General features: G+C 65.0%; 25 protein-coding genes and 2 pseudogenes. 10 read left to right on the top strand and 17 right to left on the bottom strand.

Going from position 1 to position 25412, the window contains the following annotated elements:
• Positions 1-3 precede the first annotated feature (3 nt).
• The 3 genes from D6B98_RS03445 to D6B98_RS03435 form a co-directional block, all read right to left on the bottom strand.
• Positions 4-930 carry a carbohydrate ABC transporter permease gene (locus D6B98_RS03445; RefSeq protein ID WP_205680441.1) on the bottom strand — a complete coding sequence of 309 codons (927 nt, stop codon included), beginning with the start codon at positions 928-930 and terminating at the stop codon, positions 4-6.
• Positions 931-1100: 170 nt separating this feature from the next.
• Positions 1101-2540, bottom strand: coding sequence for an ABC transporter substrate-binding protein (locus tag D6B98_RS03440; protein WP_126255509.1), 1440 nt, complete (start codon positions 2538-2540; stop codon positions 1101-1103).
• A 13-nt stretch (positions 2541-2553) separates the two neighbouring features.
• Positions 2554-3594, bottom strand: a complete 1041-nt coding sequence (locus tag D6B98_RS03435) for a sugar-binding transcriptional regulator (protein WP_205680440.1) — start codon at positions 3592-3594, stop codon at positions 2554-2556.
• A gap of 131 nt (positions 3595-3725) precedes the next feature.
• On the opposite strand from D6B98_RS03435, the gene D6B98_RS03430 reads away from it, so the two are divergent.
• The 3 genes and pseudogenes from D6B98_RS03430 (at position 3726) to D6B98_RS03420 (ending at position 6891) form a co-directional block, all read left to right on the top strand.
• Positions 3726-5006, top strand: a complete 1281-nt coding sequence (locus D6B98_RS03430; protein ID WP_126255508.1) for an FGGY-family carbohydrate kinase — start codon at positions 3726-3728, stop codon at positions 5004-5006.
• On the top strand, positions 5003-5866 hold the full coding sequence (locus D6B98_RS03425) for a TIGR01459 family HAD-type hydrolase (protein WP_126255507.1): 864 nt from the start codon (positions 5003-5005) through the stop codon (positions 5864-5866). The genes D6B98_RS03430 and D6B98_RS03425 overlap by 4 nt, the downstream gene beginning before the upstream one ends.
• A gap of 10 nt (positions 5867-5876) precedes the next feature.
• Positions 5877-6891, top strand: a pseudogene (locus tag D6B98_RS03420) (class II aldolase/adducin family protein).
• A gap of 36 nt (positions 6892-6927) precedes the next feature.
• On the opposite strand, the gene D6B98_RS03415 reads toward D6B98_RS03420, so the two are convergent.
• The 11 genes from D6B98_RS03415 to dapA all read right to left on the bottom strand — a co-directional run bounded on the left by D6B98_RS03415 (position 6928) and on the right by dapA (position 15769).
• Positions 6928-7866, bottom strand: a complete 939-nt coding sequence (locus D6B98_RS03415) for a dihydrodipicolinate synthase family protein (RefSeq protein WP_126255506.1) — start codon at positions 7864-7866, stop codon at positions 6928-6930.
• 6 nt (positions 7867-7872) lie between these two features.
• Positions 7873-8673 carry an amino acid ABC transporter ATP-binding protein gene (locus D6B98_RS03410; RefSeq protein ID WP_126255505.1) on the bottom strand — a complete coding sequence of 267 codons (801 nt, stop codon included), beginning with the start codon at positions 8671-8673 and terminating at the stop codon, positions 7873-7875.
• A complete protein-coding gene (locus tag D6B98_RS03405) occupies positions 8670-9401 on the bottom strand; it encodes an amino acid ABC transporter permease (protein WP_126255504.1) in 732 nt (243 codons plus the stop codon). Before D6B98_RS03405 ends, D6B98_RS03410 begins: the two co-directional genes overlap by 4 nt.
• A gap of 17 nt (positions 9402-9418) precedes the next feature.
• On the bottom strand, positions 9419-10255 hold the full coding sequence (locus tag D6B98_RS03400; protein WP_126255503.1) for an ABC transporter substrate-binding protein: 837 nt from the start codon (positions 10253-10255) through the stop codon (positions 9419-9421).
• 121 nt (positions 10256-10376) lie between these two features.
• Positions 10377-10679, bottom strand: a complete 303-nt coding sequence (locus D6B98_RS03395) for a DUF4286 family protein (RefSeq protein WP_235885101.1) — start codon at positions 10677-10679, stop codon at positions 10377-10379.
• 11 nt (positions 10680-10690) lie between these two features.
• Positions 10691-11644: a dihydrodipicolinate synthase family protein gene (locus D6B98_RS03390; protein ID WP_126255501.1), complete on the bottom strand. Its 954-nt coding sequence runs from the start codon at positions 11642-11644 to the stop codon at positions 10691-10693.
• A complete protein-coding gene (locus D6B98_RS03385; RefSeq protein WP_011086090.1) occupies positions 11641-12072 on the bottom strand; it encodes a MaoC family dehydratase in 432 nt (143 codons plus the stop codon). The genes D6B98_RS03390 and D6B98_RS03385 overlap by 4 nt, the downstream gene beginning before the upstream one ends.
• 3 nt (positions 12073-12075) lie before the next feature.
• Positions 12076-12483: a MaoC/PaaZ C-terminal domain-containing protein gene (locus tag D6B98_RS03380; protein ID WP_126255500.1), complete on the bottom strand. Its 408-nt coding sequence runs from the start codon at positions 12481-12483 to the stop codon at positions 12076-12078.
• 11 nt (positions 12484-12494) lie between these two features.
• Complete coding sequence (locus D6B98_RS03375) at positions 12495-13658, bottom strand: acyl-CoA dehydrogenase family protein (RefSeq protein WP_126255499.1); 1164 nt, start codon at positions 13656-13658, stop codon at positions 12495-12497.
• The gene (locus tag D6B98_RS03370; protein ID WP_126255498.1) at positions 13655-14845 is read right to left on the bottom strand and encodes a CaiB/BaiF CoA transferase family protein; all 1191 of its coding nucleotides are present in this window, start codon (positions 14843-14845) and stop codon (positions 13655-13657) included. The genes D6B98_RS03375 and D6B98_RS03370 overlap by 4 nt, the downstream gene beginning before the upstream one ends.
• A gap of 15 nt (positions 14846-14860) precedes the next feature.
• Complete coding sequence (gene dapA / locus D6B98_RS03365; protein ID WP_164718409.1) at positions 14861-15769, bottom strand: 4-hydroxy-tetrahydrodipicolinate synthase; 909 nt, start codon at positions 15767-15769, stop codon at positions 14861-14863.
• 184 nt (positions 15770-15953) lie between these two features.
• On the opposite strand from dapA, the gene D6B98_RS03360 reads away from it, so the two are divergent.
• Genes D6B98_RS03360 through D6B98_RS03335 form a run of 6 tightly spaced genes read left to right on the top strand, consistent with a single transcriptional unit; the run spans position 15954 to position 21552 of the window.
• Entirely contained in the window at positions 15954-17039 is a 1086-nt protein-coding gene (locus tag D6B98_RS03360) for a LacI family DNA-binding transcriptional regulator (RefSeq protein WP_126255496.1), read from the top strand.
• Between the two features lie 3 nt (positions 17040-17042).
• Positions 17043-17411, top strand: a complete 369-nt coding sequence (locus D6B98_RS03355; protein WP_126255495.1) for a tautomerase family protein — start codon at positions 17043-17045, stop codon at positions 17409-17411.
• Positions 17412-17425: 14 nt separating this feature from the next.
• Positions 17426-18568, top strand: a complete 1143-nt coding sequence (locus tag D6B98_RS03350) for an acyl-CoA dehydrogenase family protein (protein ID WP_126255494.1) — start codon at positions 17426-17428, stop codon at positions 18566-18568.
• A 16-nt stretch (positions 18569-18584) separates the two neighbouring features.
• Positions 18585-20168 carry an acyl CoA:acetate/3-ketoacid CoA transferase gene (locus D6B98_RS03345; RefSeq protein ID WP_126255493.1) on the top strand — a complete coding sequence of 528 codons (1584 nt, stop codon included), beginning with the start codon at positions 18585-18587 and terminating at the stop codon, positions 20166-20168.
• A gap of 10 nt (positions 20169-20178) precedes the next feature.
• Positions 20179-20661, top strand: a complete 483-nt coding sequence (locus D6B98_RS03340) for a MaoC family dehydratase (protein WP_126255492.1) — start codon at positions 20179-20181, stop codon at positions 20659-20661.
• Between the two features lie 54 nt (positions 20662-20715).
• Positions 20716-21552 carry an ABC transporter substrate-binding protein gene (locus tag D6B98_RS03335; RefSeq protein ID WP_126255491.1) on the top strand — a complete coding sequence of 279 codons (837 nt, stop codon included), beginning with the start codon at positions 20716-20718 and terminating at the stop codon, positions 21550-21552.
• A gap of 18 nt (positions 21553-21570) precedes the next feature.
• On the opposite strand, the pseudogene D6B98_RS41875 reads toward D6B98_RS03335, so the two are convergent.
• Positions 21571-21915: pseudogene (locus tag D6B98_RS41875) on the bottom strand (Rieske 2Fe-2S domain-containing protein); the annotation flags it as partial.
• A gap of 279 nt (positions 21916-22194) precedes the next feature.
• Between D6B98_RS41875 and D6B98_RS03325 the strand changes: the two are divergent.
• A complete protein-coding gene (locus D6B98_RS03325; protein WP_126255490.1) occupies positions 22195-23094 on the top strand; it encodes a LysR substrate-binding domain-containing protein in 900 nt (299 codons plus the stop codon).
• A 9-nt stretch (positions 23095-23103) separates the two neighbouring features.
• On the opposite strand, the gene D6B98_RS03320 is transcribed toward D6B98_RS03325, so the two are convergent.
• Both D6B98_RS03320 and D6B98_RS03315 read right to left on the bottom strand, forming a co-directional pair.
• Entirely contained in the window at positions 23104-24594 is a 1491-nt protein-coding gene (locus D6B98_RS03320; RefSeq protein ID WP_126255489.1) for an amidase, read from the bottom strand.
• Positions 24595-24610: 16 nt separating this feature from the next.
• Positions 24611-25408, bottom strand: a complete 798-nt coding sequence (locus D6B98_RS03315; protein ID WP_126255488.1) for an FAD binding domain-containing protein — start codon at positions 25406-25408, stop codon at positions 24611-24613.
• Positions 25409-25412: the final 4 nt, after the last annotated feature.

The following is a 25412-nucleotide window of genomic DNA, read 5'->3' as shown; positions in this document are numbered from 1 at the left end:
GCCTCACGCGTGGCCGTGGGCGCGCGCCCGCAGGCGCAGCCAGTTCTTGATGAAGATGTTCGACAGGATATTGGTGATCAGCCACAGGATCATCAGCAGTGCCGCCGAACGGCCGACATTGGTGTATTGGAAGAATTCGAGATAGGCCTGGACCTGGAACACCATCAGCCGGTCACCGGGACCGCCCTGCGTCATCGCATAGATGATGTCGAACTGCTGGATCGAATCCAGCAGGCGAAACAGCGACGCCGTGATGATGTAGGGCGCGAGCATCGGCAGCGTGATGCGGAAGAACACGAAGCTGGCCGGGACACCATCGAGCGCGGCGGCCTCGAACGGCTGCCGCGGCAGCGAGCGCAGGCCCGCCAGCAGCAGGATCATGATGAAGGGCGTGTAGACCCAGACGTCCACCAGCACCACCGTGAACAATGCGCTCGAAGGATCGGACGCCCATTTGAAGTCGTGCACGCCGAGCAGGCTCACGAGATAGGACAGGATGCCGAAGCTCGGGTTGGTCATGAGCTTCCACATCAGCGCCGCGATCGCGGGCGCCGTCATCAACGGCAGCAGCAGCGCGATGGACACCGCATTGTGAAAGCGCGTCGGCCGCCGCAGCAGCAGGGCAATGCCGAGGCCGAGCAGCAGCTCGAGCACCACCGTCAAGGCGGTATAGGTGAGCGAGATGCGAAGCGTGTTCCAGAAGGCGGGATCGGAGAGAAAGTCGATGTAATTGTCGACCCCGATGAAGCCGCGCAGATGAGGCAGGTTCAGCCGGTAGCGCTGGAGCGAATAGATCGCCGCCGTCACGAAGGGCACGAGGATGGCGATGCAGACCAGCAGGGCCGGCAGGCTGAGCAGATAGGGCAGCATGCGCCCGCGCAGCCTCGTGGTGCGGCGCGGCAGCACATTCGTCTGGGACAACTGGACCATGCTCATGATGATACGGGATCACGCATTGGCTTCAACATCGCCGGCCCGGACCGGATGGGCGTTCCGAACCGGCGAGTTGGCGTGGCGCGGAGGAATGGGCGCCACGCAAGGCATCGTAGGCGGCAAGCTCAGCCAAGGCTGTTCAACCAAGGCTGTTCAACCAAGGCCGTTCAACCAAGGCCTGACTGCTTGAGCTGGCGGTTGATGCTGTCGGCGAGCTTGTCGAGTCCCTCGTCGACGCTGACCTCCTTGGCTACCATCTTCTGGAGCGAAGCCGCCCATTCCGTCGTCAGGTCGAAGAACAGCGGCTGGGCCGTGAAGTAGATCTTGGCACCCGGCGAGGACAGATCATGCTGCTCGAGATAGCCCGGATAGGACTTTGCGATCCGATCGCGGAATTCGCTGTCCTTCCAGACCGACGCGCGCACCGGATTGACGAAATCCATCTTGCGGGCGCCGAACAGATCGTGCTCGGTCGAGGCCGCCCATTGCATGAACAGCCAGGTCGCGTCCTTCTGCTTGGAGAAGCTGGAGAGCGCAAGCGACCAGATCCAGACGTTCGGCGTCGGCGCCTTGGCGGCCGGATTGGCCGCGAACGGCGCATAGCCGAGATGGCCCCTCTCCTTGTTCTCGCCGCCGTTCATGAAGTAGCCGAGAATGTCGGCGTCGAAGATCATGCCGGAGGCGCCGGCGCCGAGATCGGTGCCGACCTGGTACCAGGTGTAGGTCGACCAGTTCTTCGGCCCCGAGGTCTGGATCATCTTGACCCATTTCTCGTGAAACTCCTTGGAGGCCTTGGTGTTCATGGCGGCCTTCAGCTTGCCGCCCTCCATCACGAAATCCTTCTGGCCGAAATTCGAATAGGCCGAGAGGAAGCCGGGATGGATCGTGGCCCACGATCGCGAGCCGCGCACGCCGACGCCGTAAGGTCCGCCCGCGTCCTTGGTGATCTTGGCGGCGACGTCGAGCAGCTCGTCGAGATTCTTCGGCGGCTTGACGCCGACCTTGTCGAAGATGTTGCGATTGTAGGTGATGTTGTTGAGCTCATAGCCCCACGGGATGCACCATTGCTTGGCCTTGCCCGAGCCGAGCTCGGAGCCGGCAACGCCGTCCCATGCCGTCGAGGAACGAAGGCCGGGCAGCACGTCGTCCCAGGCGAAGGCCGGGTTGGTCTTTGCGGGGTCCTTGATGTAGGCGTTGAGATCCTCGATCCAGCCGGCCGGACCGTAGGTCCAGGTCATGTAGGCGCCGGTCATGAAGGCGTCGTACTGGTCCGATTTCGAGGACAGCGCCGCGGTGACCTTGTCGAAATAGACGTCCTCCGGGAAGATGTCGTACGCGACGTTCATTCCCGTCAGCGCCTTGAAGGCCTCGATATCGCCGATCATCGCATCGACATAGGGATGCTTGTTCAACAGCAGCTTGACCGTCTTGCCGCTATAGGCCTTCCAGTTGAAGTCCGCCGCCATGGCCCGCGACATTGCGGAGACATAGGCCGCGTTGGCAGCAACGCCGGCGATGCCGAGCTTGGCGGCGCCATCCAGCAGATCACGCCGGCTGATGCGTTTGGCGGCGTAGGAGTCGAACAGATTCTTCTCGCGATCGTACATGGGTAACCTCCCGTTATGCGCGTTTACTTCCCTTCTGTCGCTTATTCTTGGTCTTGTTGTTCTTGCCCTTGCCGGATGTCGCCTCCAGCTTGTCGGTTGCGAGCGCCTGGGCGGTCACCTCGTCGATGATGAGACCGTGCAGGAGGCCGCTGCGCAGCACCGCGCGCAGCGCCGTTACCTTGGCGAGACCGCCGCCGATGGCGACGATGCGATGTTTCCTGAGGTCCGCCCCCTCCATCGAGGTCGCACGCGCCGACAGGTCGATGTCCAGCAGCTCGCCGTTGGCGTTGAAGAAATGTCCGAGCAGGTCGGCGCAGGCGCCGGCGCGCTTCAATTCGACCACCTCGTCCGGCCTGATCATGCCGCTCGAGACCAGGAAGCCCTCGGCATGGATCTGTCCGATGCCGACAAACAGGAGCGAGGCCTTGCGCGCGAGCGCGAACACCTCCGCGATGCCGAATTGCTTCATCAACACCGCACGGTCGGCGACCGAATTGGCGAACACCGGCACCGGCAGGAGATAAGCCTCTGCCCCGGTGCGTTCCGCTAGCCGGTGAATGACGTCGAACGGATTGGCGGCGAATTTCCGCGTCAATCCGCCGAGCAGGGAGACGAATTGCACGCTGCGCGCCGGCGTCTGCGGCAACTGCTCGACCACCGCTGCGAGCGTGCGGCCATGCCCGACGCCGATGATCTTGTCCTCGCCGCGCTCGAGGTTCTGCCGCAGGAAGCTCGCGCCTTCGAGCGCCAGGGCCCTGAGTGGCAGCTCGCCCTCGCCGAGATCGGGCGCGACGCGGCAGAAGGCAAGGCCGTAGCGCTCGACCAGCGTGTTCTCCAGCGCGACGCATTCGGCCACAGGACCTTCGACGAAGACGCGGATCATGCCCTCGCGGCTGGCGCGCGCGATCAGCCGATGCGCCTTGGTGCTCTGGATGTTGAGGCGGTCGGCGACCTCGGACTGGGTCAGCCCGGCGGCGAAATACAGCCACGCCGCGCGCGTTGCGAGCGACGCCTCACCGTCAACCATCGGCAGCCTGTCGGAAGGTATCGCCACGCCGGAGAAGCCCTCTTGCAATTTTCTTCACGTCTTGCAAAAAATTGCAGAGACGGGTTGGAACGTCAATCCCCCAAACGTGCTGCGGTGCAATCTTGCCGCGCACGCATCGCTCACGCTGTGGAGGTCGAATGACAGGCGTGTTCCTCGGCATCGACGTCGGAACGGGCGGCGTTCGCGCCTGCGCCCTCGATGCGCGCGGTGACAAGCTCGGCATGGAATCGGCGCCCCTCCCCGCGCCACGCCAGGATGGTCAAGCGATCGATCAGGATCCGGAACTCTGGTGGGATGCGACGGCGGCCGCGATCGGCAAGCTCGGCCGCATTGTCGATCTCGGGGCTGTCGAGTGCGTCAGCGTCGACGGCACGTCGGGCACGCTGCTGCTCATCGACGCCACAGGCCGGCCCTGCACGCCGGGGCTGATGTACAATGACGCGCGTGCGGCAGCCGAAGCCGTCCGCATTGCGGCGGTGGCCCCCTCGGACAGCGGCGCACATGGCGCGAGCAGCGCATTGGCGAAGCTGCTGTATCTGTCGGGCCGCGGCGAGGCCGGACACGCGCGCTTTGCCGTGCATCAGGCCGACTGGATCGCAGGAAGGCTCGCCGGACATCACGGCATCAGCGACGAGAACAACGTCCTGAAGCTCGGCTACGATCCCGTGACGCGCGGCTGGCCGGCCTGGCTCGACGAGCTCGGCGTGCCCCGCGAGTTGCTGCCGAAGGTGCTGGTGCCGGGAACCCGATTTGCGGAGATCGATTCCGCCGTCGCGACGGCGCTGGGCCTGTCGCCGGCAGCGCGCATCGCGGCCGGCACCACCGACGGCGTCGCCGCCTTCATCGCCACGCGCGCCGATACGCCCGGCGATGCCGTCACCTCGCTCGGAACGACGCTGGTGGTGAAGCTGCTGGCGACGCGGCCGATCTTCGCCGCCAATCAAGGCGTCTATTCACACCGGCTGGGCGAGCGCTGGCTCGCCGGCGGCGCCTCCAATTCCGGCGGCGGCGCGCTGCTCGCGCATTTCACGGCCGCCGATATCGAACGATTGACGCTGCAATTGCAGCCGGAGGTGCCGACCGGGCTCAACTACTATCCGCTTCCCAAGCCCGGCGAACGCTTTCCAATCGCCGATCCGGCTCTGCCGGCAAAGGTGGCGCCGCGCCCTTCGGACGACCACCGCTTCTTCCAGGCGCTGCTCGAAGGCATCGCGGGGATCGAAGCGCTCGCCTATCGGCGCCTGGCCGAGCTCGGAGCACCAAAGCTGCGGCGTGTCGTCAGCATTGGTGGCGGGGCGAAGAACGCGGCATGGACCGAGATCAGGCGCCGCGCCCTCGGCGTTGCCGTCACCGTCGCCGAAGAGACGGAGGCCAGTTACGGCGCGGCGCTGCTCGCACTGCGAGGCGCCCCGCCATGACCGCCGACATCATCGACATCGAAGGTCTCGGCACGATCGCCGACCGCTTCGATCACGTGCTGCTCGACCAATGGGGCACGCTGCACAAGGGCCAGGCCGTCTTTCCCCAGGCGCGCGACTGCGTTGCGCGCCTGCGCCAGGCCGGCAAGCGCATCCTCGTGCTGTCGAACTCCGGCAAGCGCGCCGGCAGCAATGCGGCGCGACTTGCTTCGCTCGGTCTTTCCCCGGAGGCCTATGACGGCATCCTGACATCAGGCGAAGTCACGTGGCAGGGCCTGAAGGCGCGCGCGCAGGAGCCCTTCATCGGACTTGGCCAGAGCTGCTTCCTGATCGCGCGCGGTGGCGACAAGGCGATCGTCGACGGGCTCGACCTCGATCTCGTCACCGACATCGGGAAAGCCGATTTCATCCTGCTCGCAGGTCTCGACGACTCCGTGGCCGAGCCCGAATACTGGCGCGCGTGCCTGACCGGGGCCGTTGCACGCGGCCTGCCGATGCTGTGCGCCAATCCCGATCTCGCGATGTTCGGCGCCACCGGATTGATCCCGGCGCCCGGCGCATTGGCGCGCTTCTACGCGACGCTGGGCGGCCGTGTGACCTATGTTGGCAAGCCGCACGCGCCGATCTTTGCCGCGGCGCTCGAGCGGCTCGGCCAGCCGGCGCCGGCGCGCGTGCTGATGATCGGTGACAGCCTCAACCATGACGTGGCCGGCGCCGCCAGGGCCGGCATGCTGACGCTGCTGCTCAGATCCGGCGTGCACCGGAATGAGACGCGGACTGGCCCGGGTGAATTGGTACGAGGGCCGCCCGTCGCGGCTGTGCCGATGCCGCACTGGACGATGGATCATCTGGCCTGGTGAGAGGCGTGCGATGCAACAGCAACCTGCCCTGCTCCACGAGCTTCGTCGTATGTCGGCGCGCGTCGGCCGCAATATTCTGCTGGTGCAGGGCGCCGGCGGCAACTCCTCGATCAAGCAGGATGACCTGCTCTGGGTAAAGGCCTCCGGCACCTGGCTTGCGGATGCCGAGCACAAGGACATCTTCGTGCCGATATCGCTCGCCGCGGCACGCGCGGCGCTCGCGCAAGGCGACGAACGTATTCCCCTCGCGACCGACGCGGCCACGGCCTTGCGCGCCTCGATCGAGACCTCGCTGCACGCGCTGATTGCATGTGCATTCGGTCAACACCATTGCATGGGCGGTGCGGATCGACGCGCGGGAGGAATTTGCGAAGCGACTGGAGGGACTGGCCTGGCAATGGCTGGACTATCATCATCCGGGACTGCCGCTGGCCAAGGTCGTGAACGACGCGCTGGCACAGGACAAGGTGGATGTGCTGATCCTCGGCAATCACGGGCTGGTGGTCGGCGCCGAGACCAGCGCTGCGGCAGAGGCGCTGGTGGACGAGGTCGAGAGGCGCCTTGCGCTTGCGCCACGCTCCGCAATTCCCCCGGATCACGGCGCGCTTCTCTCAATCTGCGCTGGCACGGCGTATCGCCTGCCAAAGGATCCGCAATGCCATAGCGTCGCTGTCGACCCTTACAGCCGCGCGATTGCAACCAGCGGTTCGCTCTATCCTGACCATGTGGTCTTCCTCGGTCCGGGCTTACCCGTGCTGGAACGAGGCGAGGATCTTCGCGCCCTGACATCGCGAGCGCGGGCGGACGGGCTGCCGCACCCGGTCGCGCTGCTCGTTCCAGGCCTCGGTTGCGTCGTTCGCAAGGATGCAAGCGACGGCGCCGAGGCGATGCTGAGCTGTCTCGCCCTGGTGACGTGCCGTTTGCCTCTCACTGCGCAGGTCCGCTATCTAACGCAGGAGAATGAGCGCGCGCTGGTGAATTGGGATGCCGAGCGATATCGCCAACAACTAACCGCAAGTCGGTGATCCAAATGAAACCGCTGCCGATCCGTCCTTCGAGGCCTAGAGCGCTCCGGCGATCCGCAGTGCCTGTTGGAGCGCCTGCAACTCGCCTGGGGTCACCGGTGGCTGCGGCGGTCGTACTGCATCGCATGAAAGACGCGCGAGCAGCTTCAGGCAGGCCTTGAGCCGCACTGTTGCCCGTCCCCCGGGCGCATCGCGGTAGATCGCGACCGCAAGCGGATACAGCTTCGCGTGCGCCGCGCGCGCCCGCTCCCAGTCGCCGGCTTCAGCCGCGTTCCAGAGAGTAACGACAAGCTCCGGCACGACGCAGGCAAGGCTGACTTGGCTACCGGCCGAGCCGACGAGATAGCTCGTCAGCAAATGCTCGTCGCCGGAGCCAAGCACGACGAACTCAGGGCGTAACTTGCGGATCAGCCTCAGGTTCTGCTCATAAGTTGCGACCTCCCAACTGCCCTCCTTGATCGCGACAAAGCGAGAATCCGCGACGAGCCGTTCCAGCAGCGACGGCACATAAGCCATGGCCCCCGCACCAACGGGCGCGGCGTAGAGCATCAACGGCACGGTCGTGGCATCGCGGATATGGCGGTGATGCTCGATGACACAGTCGTCGGAATGACCGAGCGCCCAGCTGTTGGGGGGAAACACAAGAAGCCCGTCGGCGCCGGCCTGTTCCAGTGCGGCCGCCTCGCGCGCGGCCTCCAGGCTGGATTCGTGATTGACGCCGGAGACGATCAGGCAGTTCTTCGGCGCGTGCTCACGCGCCAGCTCCACCACGCGCCGTTTCTCGGTCAGCGACAGCACAAAATTCTCCCCGGCGTGGCCGTTGACCAGGAGCCCATTGATGCCCGGCGTGGACGCGACCGAAGCGAGATGCGCTACGAGCTTCGCATCGTCAATCGCAAAATCGGGCGTCATCGGCACGATTGTGGCGGCATGGATGCCGCGCAGGCGATCGCCGAATGTCTGCAACCCCGACATCGCTACCTAGTGGATGATCTGGTCGAGGAAGGTCCTGGCACGCTCGGACTTCGGATTCTTGAAGAACTCCTCCGGCGCGGCCTGCTCGACCACCTTCCCTTCGTTCATGAACACGATGCGGTCCGCGACCTCGCGGGCAAAGCCCATCTCGTGGGTCACGCACAACATGGTCATGCCCTCTTCCGCCAGCTTCTTCATGGTCTCCAGCACTTCCTTGACCATCTCGGGGTCGAGCGCGGAGGTCGGCTCGTCGAACAGCATGATCTTCGGCCGCATGCACAGCGCGCGCGCGATGGCGACGCGCTGCTGCTGGCCACCCGAGAGCTGCCCGGGGAATTTCTCGGCCTGGTCGGGAATCCGGACCTTGGTGAGGAAATGCATGGCGAGGTCCTTTGCCTCCGCCTCGCTCATCCCACTCACGGTCAACGGCGCCAGGATGCAGTTCTCCAGCACCGTCATATGCGGAAACAGATTAAAGCTCTGGAACACCATGCCGGTGTCGCGTCTGACCGCGTCGATGTTCTTGCGCTGATGATCGAGCTCGATGCCATTGACGTAGATCAGGCCCTCATCGTGCTTTTCGATATGGTTGATGCAGCGAATGAGCGTCGACTTGCCCGAACCGGAGGGACCGCAGACCACGATCTTCTCGCCCCTGGCGACCTTGAGATCGACCTCGTTCAACGCGGTGAAATCGCCATAATGCTTGTAGACGGCCTCCATGCGAACCGCTGGCACCTCACGAAGCTGCGGCTGCGCCGCTGCGCCTTCGGCACCGCTGGCCGTATTCATTGACATCTCGCTCATGCGCGGGCCCCCACGCCTGCTTGCGCAACCGGCGCGCTCGCCGCGACCCGCCTCGTCTTCGCAGCATTCGACCGACCAAAATGCTTCTCCAGCCGGCGCTGAACCGCATCCCAGACCGAGGTGAGGATCAAATAATAGGCCGTGGCCGCCGCGTAGACTTCGAGGATCTGGAAATGCTCCTGCATCAGCATGTCGCTGCGACGCATGAGCTCCTCGACCGAGATCACCGAGGCGAGCGACGTCGCCTTCAAGAGCGAATTGATGGAGTTGCCGAGCGGCGGGATCATCAGCCGGAACGCCTGCGGCAGGGTCACGCGGCGGAACGTGGTCCAAGGCGACAGGCTGAGCGCCCACGCAGCTTCGCGCTGCCCGGCGGAGACCGCCATGAAGCCGCTGCGCACGATCTCGGCGAGATAGGCCGCCTCGTTGAGGATGAGCCCGACCAGCGCGCAGGTGATCACGGAGAACTTGATCCCGAGCTGCGGCAAGCCGCTGTAGATCACCACGAGCTGGATCAGCAGCGGCGTGCCGCGGAAGAACCAGATGTAGAAGCGCGAGAAGCCTGACAGCACCGGGTTGGACGACATGCGCATCAACGCGATGCCCATGCCGAGGATCAATCCGCCGATGACAGCCGCCACCGTCAGGCCGATGGTGACCAGCACCCCCTTCATCAGGAAGTAGTTGAAGAAGTAGTTGACGGCGGCCGTCGGACTGAAATGGCTCATCGGCTCGTCTCCGTATCTCAGGCCGGACCGGGGCCGGCGATCGCAAGCGGCTGATCGGCCGGCATGGCGGTCAGGCCGAACTTGTCGAACAGCGCCTGATAAAAGCCGTCGGCCCGCATCGCGTTCAGCGCCTTGACGACGGTATCGGCCACCGTCTTGTTGCGGAAACCGAGCGTGGTCCTGGCCGTGCCGAGCCCGCTCAGGACTTCCTTGACGCGACCGCGGCCGACGAGATCACGCGCCACGCTGTCGACCAGCAGCGCGTTGTCCACCTGCCCCGCAAGAAGCGCGCTGACGACGTTCGTCGCGGTCGGGAACGTGCGCATCTCGACGGCTGCGCCACCCTTCGCCACGCTCGCATCGCTGAGTTTCTTGAGCCAGTTCATCTGGTAGCTGCTGACTTCGACCGCGGATGATTTTCCGATCAGGTCGTTTTCGGTAGCAATTTTTGTGCCGCTGTCGGGTGCCACCACGACCGAGATCGCCTGAATGGCGTATGGCACCATGTACATCAGCTTCGAGCGTTCCTCGGTCCAGAACATGCCGGTATTGACGCCGTCGATGCGCGCTGCGCCCAAGGCAGGAATCATCGCCGGAAAGTCCATCCGGACGAGTTCGACCTGAAGACACAACCGCTTGCCGAGCTCGGCGGCGAGTTCCACGTTGAGGCCCTGCAACTGGCCGTCCTTGTCGACGAATTGCTGCGGCGGATTGGTCGGGTTGATGGAGAGCTGTAATTTCCCAGGTGCGATCAGATTGTCGTCAGTGATCGCTGGCGTGCAGGCGGCATGCACCGCCGTGGATGCGAGAACGAGTACTGCGGCTGCACTCAAGCGAAACAATGTCGAGACCATGGATACCTCCAGTAAGATGCCAATGACCGAAGCAGTCCCTCGTCCGGAATTCCCCTCCACGTTTCTTGGATGCGGCCTGCCGGATCTGGCGACACGGCAGGCAGCATCGTTTTCGATCTGCTCAAGCCGGTCCCGACATCGGCCTGAGCTGGATGCGCATGAAATTCTTGACCAGGGATTCGAACGGACCAAACCCCTTCGCTTTCAGGAACTCCGGCGTCTCGAACGCCCATCGCCCCGCGACCTCGTACATCGCGGCATACTTCGGCCCGTCGCCGATGGAGACGAAGCGCTTTGCCGAGATCCAGCCGGGACACGCGAGCAGATCCGGAAAATGCTTCTGCTCGTACCAGGCGTTGAACGCAGCCTCGTGCTCAGGATCGATGTCGACCCGCACGATGTGGATGAAGGCTTCGTCCGGCATGGGCTCGCTCCTCATGCCGGACGGATGTCGCCGGCCGCGCGCGCCGCACCGACGGTCGTCGCAATCGCATCGCACAGCGCAGGCAAGACCGGCAGCAGCGGCGGCCGTGGATCGGCGTTGCGGATCAGGCCGAGCGCCTTCAGCCCGACTTTCATGCGCGTATGCATGTCCATGATCGGTGCAGGGCCATAGATCGCGCGGACGATCGGATAGAGCCGCTCGTTGACAGCACGCATCGCCTTGAGATCGTCGGCCAGCGCGGCCTGCCAAAGTTCTGCGAACAGATGCGGTGCAAGACTGACGAGACCCGAGAGTATGCCGTCGCCACCGACGGCCAGCTGCGGCAGGAACCAGTTGAAGTTCGACGGCAGGATCGCGACAGAGGGATCAGCCTGCTTCACCGCTCGCCGGTTCTCGTCATAGGCCAGCATGGTGTCGCTGCCCTCCTTGATGGCGATGACGCTGTCGAGGGCTGCGATCTTCGCCAGCGTCTCCGGCGAATAACCGAAGCCGGACGCGAGTGGATATTGAAATATCGACACGGGAATGCCGATGGCGGAGCTGACCGCCTGCACGAAGGCCAGTGGTGCGCGCGAGGTCGCCGAGGCGCCGCCGCCGAGCGGCGCCGGCGGAAACAACACGGCGCAATCGGCGCCGGCAGCTTCCGCGAGTTGCGCTTGGTGGATCGCCTCCGCGGTGGAATGCGCGATGATGCCGGCCAATAGCGGCTTGGCCCCGATCCGCCGGCGCGTCTGCTCGATCACCGCCTGCCGTTCGTCGTCCGAAAGCGATCCGCCCTCGCCGGCATGGCCGTTGACGAACACCGCCGCGATGCCGTCCGGGCACGCGCAATAGTCCAGCACGCGGGCGTAGCCGTCCCAGTCGATCGAACTGTCGTCTCTGAAGGGCAGTACGGTCGCGACCGTGACGCCGCGCAAATCCGGTTTCTTCATCGGCTTGCTCATGACGGTTTCCGCCGCGGGAATTTCAGGCTCGCCCGTGCCTTCAGCACTTCGAGGCCGCCCTCGTTGCGCGCGCTGGCTTCCCAGATGATGGTGCGGGTCTCGTCGTGCTGCTCGGCGATCCAGACATCGAAGGTGAGCGTGTCGCCGTAGAACACGGGACCGGTGAACCAGAACCGGTCCTCCACCGACACGCCGATGGTGCCGACCAACTCGCTGGTGAGAATGCTGGTACAGAGGCCCGCGACCATGATTCCCGGCGCCAGCCTGCGGCCAAAACGCGTCGCGCCGGCATAGACCTCGTCGACATGGACCGGGCCGAAATCGCCGGTCGCGGCGATGTAGAGCGCACCGTCCGCCTCGGTGATGGTCTTGCTCAGGCTGACCCTGTCATTCACCTTGAGATCGTCGAAGGATTTCGGCTCGTACATGGCTCAGCCCCGTGCGAAGGGAACGAGCGTTGCGGTGCCGTCGATCACCGTCGCTCCGGAGGGCGACAGCGTGCAGGTGACGCGACAGGTCGCCTCGTCGCCCGCAACCGAGACGATCTCGGCCCTTGCCTCGACGGAATCCCCGACAATCACGGGCGCGGCAAAGTCCAGCGCAATGCTGCCGATCCGCCGTGTCGGCCCGCCGAGCTGGCTGAGGCAGGTGGTGGCGAGGCCGCCGACCGCGAGCTCGAACGCGACCATGTTGGAGGCGCCCGCCTTTTTGGCTCGGACGGCATCGACATAGAGACCGCCGAGATTGCCGCTGATGCCGGTGAACATCGCCTGCTCGGCGACCGTCATGGTCTTGCGGAAGGCGAAGGCAGCGCCGGGCTTGAGAGGTGCGTGAGACATCGATCGCTTCCCTAGAGCTGCAAGCCGTTCTTGATGGTGCTGCGCGCAACCAGCATGCGGTGGATTTCCGAGGTGCCGTCATAGATGCGGGTGACGCGCGCATCGCGATACATCCGCTCCAGCGGCAGGTCCTTGCTGAACCCCATGCCGCCGAACACCTGGATGGCGCGATCGACGACGCGGCCCTGCATCTCGGACGCCGCGACCTTGATCATCGAAACCTTGTCGCGCGCGTCCCGGCCCTGATCGATGTCCCAGGCAGCGTTCATCACCATCATCTTGACGCCGAAGATCTCGGTGGCGGAATCGGCGATCAGCTTCTGCACCATCTGGAACTCGCCGATCAGCTGGCCGAACTGACGCCGCTCGCCGGCATGCCTGCGCATCATCTCCAGCGCGCGCTGCGCCATGCCGACGGCGCGGGCGCCGATATGGGCGAGCCGGATCTGCAGCACGCTCTGCATGATCAGCTTGAAGCCGGCGCCGACCTCGCCGAGCACGGCCGCTTTCGGGATGCGGCAATCCTCGAAGCTCAGCTCGGCATGGCCATAGCCGCGATGGCCCATCATCGGCTGGGTGCGCGCGACCTTGAAGCCGGGCGTGCCGCGGTCGACCAGGAACAGCGTGATGCCGCCGCGGGCGCGCTTGTCCTTGTCGGTCAGCGCCATCAGGATCACATAGTCGGCGATGTCGCCATCGCTGATGAAATGCTTGGTGCCGTTGAGCACCCACTCGTCACCGTCGAGGTGCGCCGTCGTGCTGATCGACGCGGCATCGGAGCCGGCGCCCGGCTCGGTGATCGCCATGGCGCAGATCTTGTCGCCCTTCACCGTGGGCAGCAGGTAGCGCTCGACCTGATCGCCCTTGCAGGCCATCAGCATCGGATAGACCTGGCCGAACACACGGCGGATCAGTGCATCGGAGGTCTTGCCGAACTCTTCCTCGACGAGGCAATGCTCCACGCAGGACAGCCCGCCGCCGCCGACATCCGCCGGCATGTTCATGGCGTAGAGGCCGAGCTTCTGCGCCTTGGCCTTGGTGACGGCCAGCGCCTCGGCCGGCACCGTGGCGGTCCGCTCCACCTCGTCCTCCAGCGGCTGCACCTCCGTCTCGACGAAGCGGCGGACGGTGTCGACCAGGAGGCGCGTCTCTTCAGGCAGCGAGAAATCGATCATCGCGCCACTCCCACCGCCTTGCCGGCGATCATCGCGTCGATCTCAGCAGCGCCGTAGCCGATCTCGCCGAGCACCTCGCGGGTCTGTGCACCCAGCCGTTGCGGCACCAGTCGCACCTCCGGCGTCTGGCCGTTGTAGCGGGCGGGATGCGCGACCATCCGGATTTGCGCGCCCCCCGCACTCTCGGCCGTCTTGAACACGCCGAGATGTTCGAGCTGGGGATCGGCCACGAGATCGCGATAGTCCTGGACAGGCGCGTGCCAGATCCGCGCCGCTTCAAGCGAAGGTAACCAATCGGCGGTCGACTTCCGTTTCAACCTGCCAGCAACGATCCGCGTGATCTCCTCGCGCTTCGAGAAACTGTCGGCCTCCCCGAACTGATTCAACTCCTCACAGCCGAGCCCCACCGCGAGCGCCTTGGGTGCGGCCATCGAGATCGCCATATGGCCGTCGGCCGTCGCATGAATTCCGTAAGGCCCCGGGCTGAACCACGCCGCGATGCCGGCCGGGCCGCGCGAGGTCGGCGACGGCGCGCCGTTGAGCCAGGCGGTCAGCGGCTCGACCTGGAGATCGAGCGCAGCCTGATAGAGGTTGACCTCGACGAGTTGGCCCTTCCCGGTCTTGGTTCTAGCAAACAGCGCTGCAAGGATGCTCATGGCATAGAGCGAGGCGGCGTGCTGATCGACGATGACGGCGCCGACCGCCGTCGGCTCGCCGTCCGCCCGCCCCGTCCGCATCGCAAGGCCCGACATCGCCTGGAGCAAAAGGTCCTGGCCGGGACGATCCCTGTACGGCCCCGCCGATCCGAAGCCGGTCGCCACGGCATAGATCAAGCCCGGGTTGATCGCCTTGAGTACGTCGTAGCCAAGACCGAGCTTCGCCATGGTGCCCGGCCGAAAATTCTCCATCACGACATCGGCCGTCGCGACCAGCTTCTTTACGGCGGCAATGCCATCGGGATGCTTGAGATCGACGGCGAGACTGCGCTTGTTTCGGCCGGTCGCCAGATGATTGACGCTGTCGCCTGCGACGAAATGGTTGGCGACCGCCCAGTTGCGCTGAAACGCACCCTCGATCGGCTCGACCGCAATGACGTCGGCGCCGAGATCGGCGAGCGTCTGCGCGGCCAGCGGGCCCGCGAGGTAATGGTTGAAGCTGAGGATCTTGACGCCGTCGAGCAGATTCACTGGGGTACTCCTGACCTAAGCAGCCTCGTTGGACGCATCGCGCCACGTCAGACCGAAGGTTTCGACCAGATGACGCGCGGCAGCATCCTGCGCAGCCGGCAGCGGCAGGCGCGGCGGGCGCGGATTGCCGGCTGCAAAGCCCATATGACCGAGCAGCGCCTTGCTGCCCGCGACATAGGCCTGGCCGCCGACGAATTCGATCACCGGCAGGTATTTGAGATAGAGCTCGCGCGCTTCCTTGATCGCGCCGTGGTCAGCGACGAGGCTGAAGATGCGGGACATTTCCGCCGGGACCACGTTGGAGGCCACGGCCACCCAGCCCTGCGCGCCCTCGACGAAGGATTCGAAGCCGAGGATGCCGCCGAACACCGTCATCCTGTCGCCGCAGAGGCGGATGATGTCGCGCACGCGCGTCACCTCCAGCGTCGACTCCTTGATATAGAGACAGTTGTCGATCTCGGCGATCCGAGCCACGAGCTGTGGCTTGAGATCGACATTGGCGGTTGCCGGATTGTTGTAGACCATGATCGGCAGCGCGATCGCATCCGCAACCGTCTTGTAGTGATGGACGAGCTCGTCGTCGGTCGGCGTCGAATAGAACGGCGGGATGATCATCACGCCGTCGGCGCCCAGTTTTTCGGCACGGCGACTGAGACGCACCACCTCGCGCGTATCCTCCGCGCCGGTACCGATCAGCACGGGCACACGCCCCGCCGCCTGGGTGATGACGACCTCAGCCACCAGCGCCTTCTCGTCATCCTCCATGGACAGGAACTCGCCGGTCGAGCCAAGCGGGATCAGCCCGTGAATGCCCTCCGCGATCTGCCAATCGACGAAGGCGCGCAATGCCGCAACATCGACCTCGCCCGCTGCCGTAAACGGGGTGATCATGACGGTGTAGGTGCCGCGGAACGCCTTCATCAGGGAACTGCCGGGTGCTCGGGTGAATTCAAGCGACGGCCGCCGTCTGCGGAATATCCGCACGATCTATGCAATCGTTTGCATAAATGGCTCTGCATTGGGCAACACCATCCATTTTTTGAGCTTGATCCGTGCGGAATAAGCTCATAGCGTTTCTGCAATCGTTTGCAGTTTATCGGCGGGTTGGATGAGCGTCACGCTCAAAGATGTGGCACAGGCGGCCCGTGTTTCAGTCAGCACCGCTTCGCGAGCGCTAACGGGAACCGGCCTGACCAGCGATCGTACGCAGCAGCGCCTGGTGCGCATCGCGCGCGAGCTCGGCTATCGGCCGAACCCGATCGCACGCGGCCTCAAGACCGGGCAGTCGCGGCTCGTGGCTCTTCTCGTCCACAATCTCACCAATGCCTCGTTCCAGGTGATGGCCGAAGTGGTGCAGGCACGCCTGAAGGCGCTGGGTTATCAGATGCTCCTGTGCATCGGCGGCGACGACCCGCAGCAGGAGAGCGACACCCTCACCACGCTGGTCGACCACCGCATCGACGGGCTGATCGTGGTGCCCACGGGCAAAAATGGCGCGCAGCTCAAGACACTTGCGAAGGACGTGCCCATCGTCTGCCTGGTGCGGCGCGATGACGCGACCGATCTCGAGACTGTGCTCGCCGACGATCCGCAAGGCGCTTATCTGGGCACGCGTCACCTGATCGAGCTCGGGCACAAGCGCATCGGGCTGATCGTCGGCCGCCAGGACACGACGTCCGGCCGCGAACGGTTGTCCGGCTATGTCCGCGCCCTGCGTGAGGCCGGCATCGCCAGGGACGACACATTGATTCATGCCGGCCACTACGTGCCCGAGACCGGCGCGACGAGCGCCCGCAAGCTGCTCGACCTTTCCCGCCCGCCGAGCGCGATCTTCGTCGCCAATCACGAAGCGACGCTCGGCGTGCTGCGCGTCACCGCGGAACGGAACATCGCCATTCCCGATGATCTCTCGCTGCTCTGCTACGAGGACATGCCGTGGTTCGAATGGCATCGCCCGGCCATCAGCATCGTCGACAACGGCGCGCGGGACCTTGCCAATCTCGCCGTCGACCGGCTGCTGCATCGCATGGACGCCAAAGGCAATGGCAGTGAGGGTGTTCGCGAATATCGCGTCGGCGCCCGGCTGATCAAGCGCGACTCTTGCCGTCAGGTCGACACTCCGGCCCCTGCGAGATCGACGAAGCCCAAATCGTCTTCATCGAAAACATCTGCGGCCAAATCCGCGAAGGTCTGATCGATGCCCTACGTCGAAGTGCTCGCCCCGCAAGTTCCCTCCCAGCGCAAGGCGGCGCTGGCGCGGTCCGTGACCGACGGCCTGATGTCGGCCTTCGGCGTCACCGCTGATACGGTCACGCTCTATTTCCTGCCCATTGCGCCTGATGACTACGCCCACGCCGGCACGTTCGGCGCTCAGGCCACCGGCCAGCGAATCCTGCTCAAGGTCCACGCCTTCCGCCGCAGTGAAGCCGAGCGGCGCGCGGCCGCCATCGCGCTGACCCGCGGCGTGTGCAGCGCCTATGGCGTGCCGGGCGACGACGTCGCGGTCTATTTCCTCGACCGCGACCGCAGCGAAGTCTCCCACGATTCCAAGCTCGCCAGCGACTGACGGGAGGCGCACCCATGGACCGCTTCTACAGCCAAGACCAGAAAGCCCTGCGCGAGACCGCCCGGCGCTTCGCCGAAGCGGAGATCCTGCCCCGCGCCGCAGCGATCGACCGCGAGGACCGCTTCGATCGCACCCTCTACAAGGGCATGGCCGATCTCGGCCTGTTCGGCATCTGTCTGCGCGAAGCCGCGGGCGGCGCCGGTCTCGATACGGTTGCTGCCTGCATCGCGATGGAGGAACTGGCGCGCTGCTCCGGCGCAGTCGCCAACGCCTTCGCGATCCCCGTCGAGGCCGTGCTGTTCTTCGATCATCATGGCACCGACGCGCATAAGGCGCTGATCCCGAAGATCCTGAGCGGCGACATCATTCCCGCCACCGCGGTCTCCGAACCCGACCACGGCTCCGACGTCGCGGGCATCCGCACCAACGCTGTGCGCGAGGGCGATGGCTGGCGGCTCAACGGCACCAAGGCCTGGGTGACTCTCGGCGGCGTCGCCGATCGCATCATGGTGTTCGCGCGCACCGGCGCGGATGCTGGCCAACGCGCCATCTCCTGTCTTCTCGTGGACGGCGCCCTGCCCGGCATCGCCCGCGGCAAGAACGAGGAGCTGCTCGGCATGCATGGCCTCGACGACTGCCAGATCACGTTCTCCGACGTGCGGCTGCCGGCCAACAGCGTGATGGGTCCGGAGAACCAGGCCTTCAAGATGGCCATGAGCAATTTCAACTTCAGCCGGCTGATGATGGCCTCGATGGCGCTCGGCATGGCGCAGGCTGCGTTCGAGGATGCCACCGCATACGCAAAGGACCGCAAGCAGTTCGGCCAGGCCATCATCGGCTTCCAGGCGGTGCAGTTCATGCTCGCGGACATGTCGACCGACATCGCCGCCGCGCGCCTCTTGATCCACCACGCCGCGCGCCTGCACGATGCCGGCGAGCCGATCGCCAAGGAGGCGGCGCAGGCCAAGCTGTTTACCACCGACATGGCGATGAAGCACGTCTCCAACGCGCTGCAAATCCACGGCGGCAACGGCTATTCGCGCGAGTACCGCATCGAGCGCATCTTCCGCGATGTCCGCCTCGCCCAGATCTACGAGGGTACCAACCAGATCCAGCGCTTGATCATCGCCCGCCAGGTCGAGAAGGAGGCCGCGTGATGCGGGAAGCGCACTCATGCTGAGCATCATCACTGCGGCAGAGGCCGCCGGTCTCATCCGCGACACCGATACGCTGATCGTCGGCGGCAATGGCGGCACGGGCGCTGCCGAAGCCATCCTCGACGCGCTGGAACGGCGTTTTCTCGGCGGCCAGGGCCCGCACAATCTGACGCTGATCAACATCACCGGTGTCGGCGCCGTGACCGAGAAGGGCCTCTGTCACCTGGCTCATGAAGGCCTGATCGCGCGCGTGATCGGCGGCAATTTCGGCCTCCAGGTGCCGTTCATGCGCCTCGTTCGTGACGAGCTGATCGACGCCTACAATTTCCCGCAAGGCGTGATGAGTCAGCTCTGCCGCGCCATGGCCGCCAAGCATCCCGGCGTGCTCACCCATGTCGGCCTCAACACCTACATGGACCCGCGCCAGGATGGCGGGCGCATGAACAAGCGCACCACCGCGCCGCTCGTCGACCTGCTCGAGCTGCACGGCCAGTCCTGGCTGCTCTACCGTGTCCCTGGTCCGCCTGACGTTGCCATCATCCGCGGCACCTCCGCAGATGAAGATGGTTACATCAGCATGGAGCACGAGGGCACCACGCGCGAGGATCTCTCGATCGCGCAAGCCGTGCACAATGCCGGCGGCACCGTGATCTGCCAGGTCAAGCGCATCGTGAAGCGCGGCTCGATCCATCCGCAGATGGTGAAGATCCCTGGCTTCCTGATCGACCACGTCGTGCTCGAGCCCGAGCAGATGCAGACCTACGGCACGACTTACGATCCCGCGCGCTGCGGCGAGACGCGCGTGCCGGAGGCGATGATCACGCCCGATCCGCTGACCGAACGGCGGGTGATCGCCCGCCGCGCTGCCTTCGAGCTGCGTCCCCGCGACGTCGTCAATCTCGGTGTCGGCATTTCCGCGATGATCCCCAATGTCGCGGCCGAGGAAGGCATCTCCGACCTGATCACGCTGACGGTGGAGTCCGGTGTGGTCGGCGGCGTGCCCGGTCACGCCCGGGAGTTCGGCACAGCGATCAATCCGCGCGTCATCCTCGATCAGGCTTATCAGTTCGACTTCTACGATGGCGGCGGACTGTCCTGCGCCTTCCTCTCCTTCGCCGAGGTCGACGAGGCGGGCAACGTCAACGTCACCCGCTTCGGCGAGCGCCGCGACGGCTCCGGCGGCTTCATCGACATCACGCAGAACGCCAAGCGCCTGATCTTCAGCGGCACCATGACCGGCGGAAAGTTCGACATCGGCGTCGAGAACGGTCGCCTCGCGATCCGGCGCGACGGTGCTTTCCGCAAGTTCGTTTCGCAGGTCGGCCAGATCAGCTTCAGTGCGTCACTCGCTGCGCAGCGCGGCCAGCAGGTGAGCTACGTGACCGAGCGCGCCGTGTTCGAGCTCGAGAACGGCAGCGTGACGCTCACCGAGATCGCGCCGGGCGTTCGGCTGGAAGAGGATATCCTCGCCCATATGGGCTTCAGGCCGCGCATCAGCCCGCAATTGAAGGACATGGACCCGCGCATCTTCCGCTCCGGGCCGATGGGGATCGCGCAAAGTTTCAAAGCGCTGCCAGCGCGACCGCGCAAGGTCGCCTGAGGACATACCCATGGACACCTCCGCATCGACCAATCTCCACTATGAGGACATCGCGCTCGGCGCGGAGTTCGAGACCGCCGTGCACACAGTGACGGAAGCCGACATCGCGGCCTTTGCCGACGTCACACGCGATCACCACCCGCTTCACGTCGATTCAGCTTACGCGAGGTCGCGTGGCTTTCCCGCCGTGATCGGCCACGGCCTGTTCGGCCTGTCGCTGATGGAAGGGCTGAAGTCGGAGCTGAAGCTGTACGAGGAGACCTCGGTGGCCTCGCTCGGCTGGGACGAGGTGAAGTTCAGAGGTCCCATCCTCGCCGGCGATACCGTGCGTGTCCGTTTCCGCTTCGTCGAGAAACACCGGACCAAAAATCCCGCGCGCGGCATCGTCGTCGAGACGCTCGATCTCCTTAACCAGCGCGACGAGGTGGTGACCGCGGCCCGCCACGTTTCGCTGATACTGACCCGGCAAGCCGACGCGACGGCCGCCACATGACGAGACAATGAAGAATCGGACCGGTGCCACCCACGATTTGATCGGAGTATTCAGATGCGATTTCCAAAGATCTTCTCCGCGCTCGCTCTTCTGGTCGGCCTGACTCAGGCGGCCGGCGCCCAGACCTGCACGCCGAAAGTGCCGGCATCGAGCCTGATCGAGGCGCCGAAATGGCAGATGTCGATCAACCCGACGCTGCCGCCGCAGCAATTCGTCGACGACAAGGGCGAGCTGCAGGGCCTCAACGTCGAGCTCGCCCGCGAGATCGCCAAGCGCATCTGCGTCGAGGCGGTGTTCCTCCGCATGGACTTCCCGCCGATGATCCCGGCACTCCGCTCCGGCCGCTTCGATGCCATCAACACCGGCCTGTTCTGGACGGAGGAGCGCTCCAAGATGCTTTACCTCGTGCCTTACGCGCAGCAAGCGATCAGCATCTACACCGATCCATCCTCCAGCCTGAAGCTGGAGAAGTTCGAGGATCTCGCCGGCCGCGTCGTGGGCGTGGAATCGGCGACCTACACCGAGCGCAAGGCCCGCGAGTTCAGCACCGCGATGGAAGCCAAGGGCCTCAAGCCGGTCGAGCTGCGCACCTTCGCCACGGTGACCGCGACCTCGGCGGCGCTGCGTGCCGGCCAGCTCGAAGCCGCGCTCAACATCAACGAGACCGCCAACTCGCTGGAGCAGAAGGGCATCGCAAAGATCTGGGTCCGCGACATCGCCGGCACCGACATCACCTTCGCCTTCCGCGACAAGCTGCTCGCCCAGGCCGTCGCCGACGCACTAACCGCGATCCGCGCCGACGGCACCTATGACAGGCTGTTCGACAAGTTCGGCATGACCAGGCTGAAGGCCACCACCTTTGCCATCCGCGGCGACGGGCCGACAAACTAAGAGCACACAACTCGGTCATCAACCACGCCGAACCAAAACCGCGAAAACAACCCCATGCAAAGCAGAATGCCCTTGTTTCAAAAGGCAAATTTCTGAAGACAAATTGCGTAATTCATCCCTTTGCCTCGTCGGGCAAAACAGCGGCACGATGTCATCATTGCATCGGCGGTGTGCCGCCCCCTCTTCAATCCCGACCGGCTCTGTCGTGACGCGCAGCGGATAGAGCCGCAACGGTGGGCTCGGCCAGCCCGAGCTGATCGCCGCATCGCGCAAATCGAATGATGCCGCATGGCGTGGACAGAACCGCCGTCCCGCCGCAACATGCCCTCGGCCAAGATCCGCCTGTTCGTGAGGGCATGCGCGTTCGCGTGCGGTGTCCTCGCCAGGCGCTAAGGCGTGATTGGATCAGATTTGATTTGCTCCAAGGCAGGTGCGCTCCCTCTCCCGCTTGCGGGAGAGGGTCGGGGAGAGGGCTGTATCCTCAAAGGGACAATCCCCAAGAGGAGAAATCCCTCTCCCGGCGCTCCGCGCCGACCTCTTCCGCAAGCGGGAGAGGTGAACGACCCGCGGCAGTCGATTTAACCTAACCCCATTCCGCGCTAGCATGGAAATTGCATAAATTCTGGGCGAAACGGGCGCCTCATGAACCTTATCAGTCTCGACATCCGCATGCTTCGGTCGTTGATCTCGGTCGTCGAGACCGGCAGCATCACGGAGACGGCACGCCGGCTGGGCCGCACCCAGCCGGCAATCACCCTGCAGCTACAGCGCCTGGAGGAACTGACAGCCAAGCAGCTCTTCCTGCACGGGGGACGTCGGCTGACGCTGACCGAGGATGGCTCCATGGTTCTGACCTACGCCAAATCCATCCTGCGGTTGCATGACGAATTGATCTCGCAACTCGCGTCGCAGGAGATCGAGGGTCAGGTCGTGCTTGGCACGCCTGACCTCTATGCAGCGTTCATGCTGCCGTCGATTCTGAGCGTGTTCCGCAAGTCCTTTCCGCGCATCCAGGTCGAACTCAACTGTGCGTTGTCCACCCCTCTGGTCGGCCTGGTAAAACGCGGCGATGTCGACATCGCCCTTGTCACCCGCATGAACGATTTCACCGGTGGACAGGTGGTGCGGCGCGAACAGCTCGTCTGGATGACCGGCGAGCAATCTGCCGCGTATCAGGAGAGGCCCATCCCGCTCGCCCTGCTACCACCGGGCAACATCTATCGCGACTATGCGATCGATACTTTGGAGCGCGCGAACCTGCGCTGGCGCATCGCCTGCGTCAGCGAAAGCGTGGGCGGATTGCAGGCTGCCGCCTTTGCCGGTATGGCCGTGACCGTGCTCGGCCGTAGCGCGCTGGTGCCGGCGATGCGAGAGATCGGCCTTAACGAAGGCCTGCCGCCGCTGCCGAAGGTCGAACTGCTGCTCTATAAGTCCAGCGGCGCGACCTCGAAGGCGGCCACAGCGCTGCACGACTATCTCGCGCACTATTTGCGCCTCGACGAAGAGCTCAGTGGACGTGGTGTTCCGATCGAGCTCTCTTGAGCGCGCAGCTTACGTTTTCGCCCGCGCGCGTCCCTGCTCCCGCAGCGCCAGCGGCGGCCAGAACTTTGACCAGGGTTGGGCCTGCTCGAAGGCGGCAGCGATGCGGAAGATTGTGGGTTCGTCGAGCCAGGGCGCAACGATCTGAAGGCCGATCGGCATCCCATCGCGGTCGAAGCCGCAGGGCAGCGTCGCCGCCGGAAGACCGGCGAGATTGATCGGCCAGGTGAATGGCGACCAGCCGAGATGCGGATCGACCTTGCTGCCGTCGACCGTGCCGACGCCGATCCGGCCGGCCTCGAACGCGGCCACCGCGACCGTCGGTGTCACCAGCGCATCGATGCGTTCGAACAGTTTTACGAAAGCGCCGCGGGCCTGGCCGCGCCGGTAGCCGGCTTCGATATAATCCGTGCCGCTATAGTGCCGGCCGGCTGTGACGACGTCACGGTAGTCGGCCTCTGAGCTTGCGAGATCGGCCATGGACTTGGTCGCCACTGCCGCGGCCTGTTCGGTGAAGGCAATCGGCTTTAGCGTATGCTCCAGAATGCCGGGATCGAGGCCCGGCCCATCCATGGTGACCTGCGCGCCACAGGCGTCGAGAACGGCGAGCGCCTTGCCAAACGCCGCACGCACGTCGGGACTGACAGCGGCGTAGCCGAGATCGACGCTGGCGCCAATGCGGATGCCGTTGAGTGATGCAGCGTTGGTATCGAAGCGACGCGCGGACACAGGCAGGCTCGCGGGATCGCGCAGATCGTAACCGGCGATGATCTCCAGCGTCAGCGCCGCATCCGCGACCGTACGCGTGATCGGACCGGTGTGTGCAAGCGAGGCCCAGGACGGCGGCGAGAAGCCGGGCGAGCGCGGCACGAGACCGAACGTCGGCTTGAGCCCGAACACACCGCAGAAGGACGAGGGTACACGGATCGAGCCGACGCCGTCGGTACCGATTGCGATCGGGCCGCAGCCAGCCGCCACGGCTGCCGCCGCGCCGCCGCTCGATCCACCGCTGGTGCGGCCGGGATTCCAGGGGTTTCGCGTCGTGCCAGTGACCGGGCTGTCGGCCGTCAGCTTGTAGCCGGACTCGCAGGTCGTGGTCTTGCAGGTGATGATCGCGCCGGAGGCCTTCAGCGCAGAGACCACAGCGGCATCGGCATCGGGCACGAAGCTCTTGTTCATGGGCGAGCCGCCATAGGCCGGCACGCCCGCGACGAAGACGAGATCCTTGATCGTGACAGGCACGCCGGCGAGCGGTCCCTTGGCCTCGCCTGCACGCATCTGCTTGGTGAGACGATCGGCCTCCGCCCTCGCCTGATCATACATCGGCGTCACCACCGCGTTGTAGGCCTCGTTGGTCGCCTCCAGCGCGGCAATGGTGTCGTCGACCACATCGCGCGGCGTGAACGCCTTGCGCCGGTAGCCGGCCATGATCTCGGTTGCAGAAAGTGCTCCAAGGCCAGTCGGCGCCGGCGGGAAGGCCGTTCGGCCGGAACTATCAGTCATCATCAACCCTGAAGAGCTAGCTGAGCGCCGCGTCAACGGCGCGCTTGGCCATGACCGTGACGAGATGCGCACGGTAGTCGGCTTCGGCATGGATATCGGAGGTGAGACCGTCGGTGTCGATCTTGATCGCGGCGATGGCCGAGGGATCGAAATTGGACGACAGCGCGGCTTCCATCGGCGGCACGCGAAAAACGCCTGGACCGGCGCCGGTCACGGCGACGCGGACACCATCGGCGAATTTGGCGACGAACACGCCGACCAGCGCATAACGGGAGGCCGGCGCCTTGAATTTGGCGTAGCCTGCCTTGAGCGGCACCGGGAAGCGGATCGCGGTAATGATCTCGCCCGGTTGAAGTGCCGTCTCGAACAGCCCAAGAAAGAACTTGTCGGCCGCGATCTCGCGCATGCTGGTGACGATGGTGGCACCGAGACCGAGCACGCCGGCGGGATAGTCCGCCGCTGGATCGTTGTTGGCGACGGAGCCACCGATGGTACCGCGGCTGCGCACCGCGGGATCGCCGATCATGGACGCGAGCGCCGCCAGCCCGGGGGTTTTCGTCTGCACCAACTTCGAGGCCGCCACCACAGCATGCGGCGTCATCGCACCAATGGTGATCGTAGCGCCATCGTCGGTGATTCCCTTGAGGCTTCCAAGCTTCGACAGATCTACCAGCGCGACGGGGCTCGCCAGCCGCTGCTTCAGCGTCGGAATCAGCGTCATGCCGCCGGCGACGAGCTTGCTATCCTCGATCGAGGTCAGCAGCCTGGCCGCATCGGGAATCTGGTCAGGCTGGTGATAGGCAAACGGCTTCATTGTT

The organism is Bradyrhizobium sp. LVM 105, assembly GCF_003957705.1.
Lineage (GTDB): Bacteria > Pseudomonadota > Alphaproteobacteria > Rhizobiales > Xanthobacteraceae > Bradyrhizobium > Bradyrhizobium frederickii.
The sequence above is the reverse complement of the archived record's forward strand: the minus strand, read 5'-3'. Positions and strand labels throughout refer to the sequence as shown.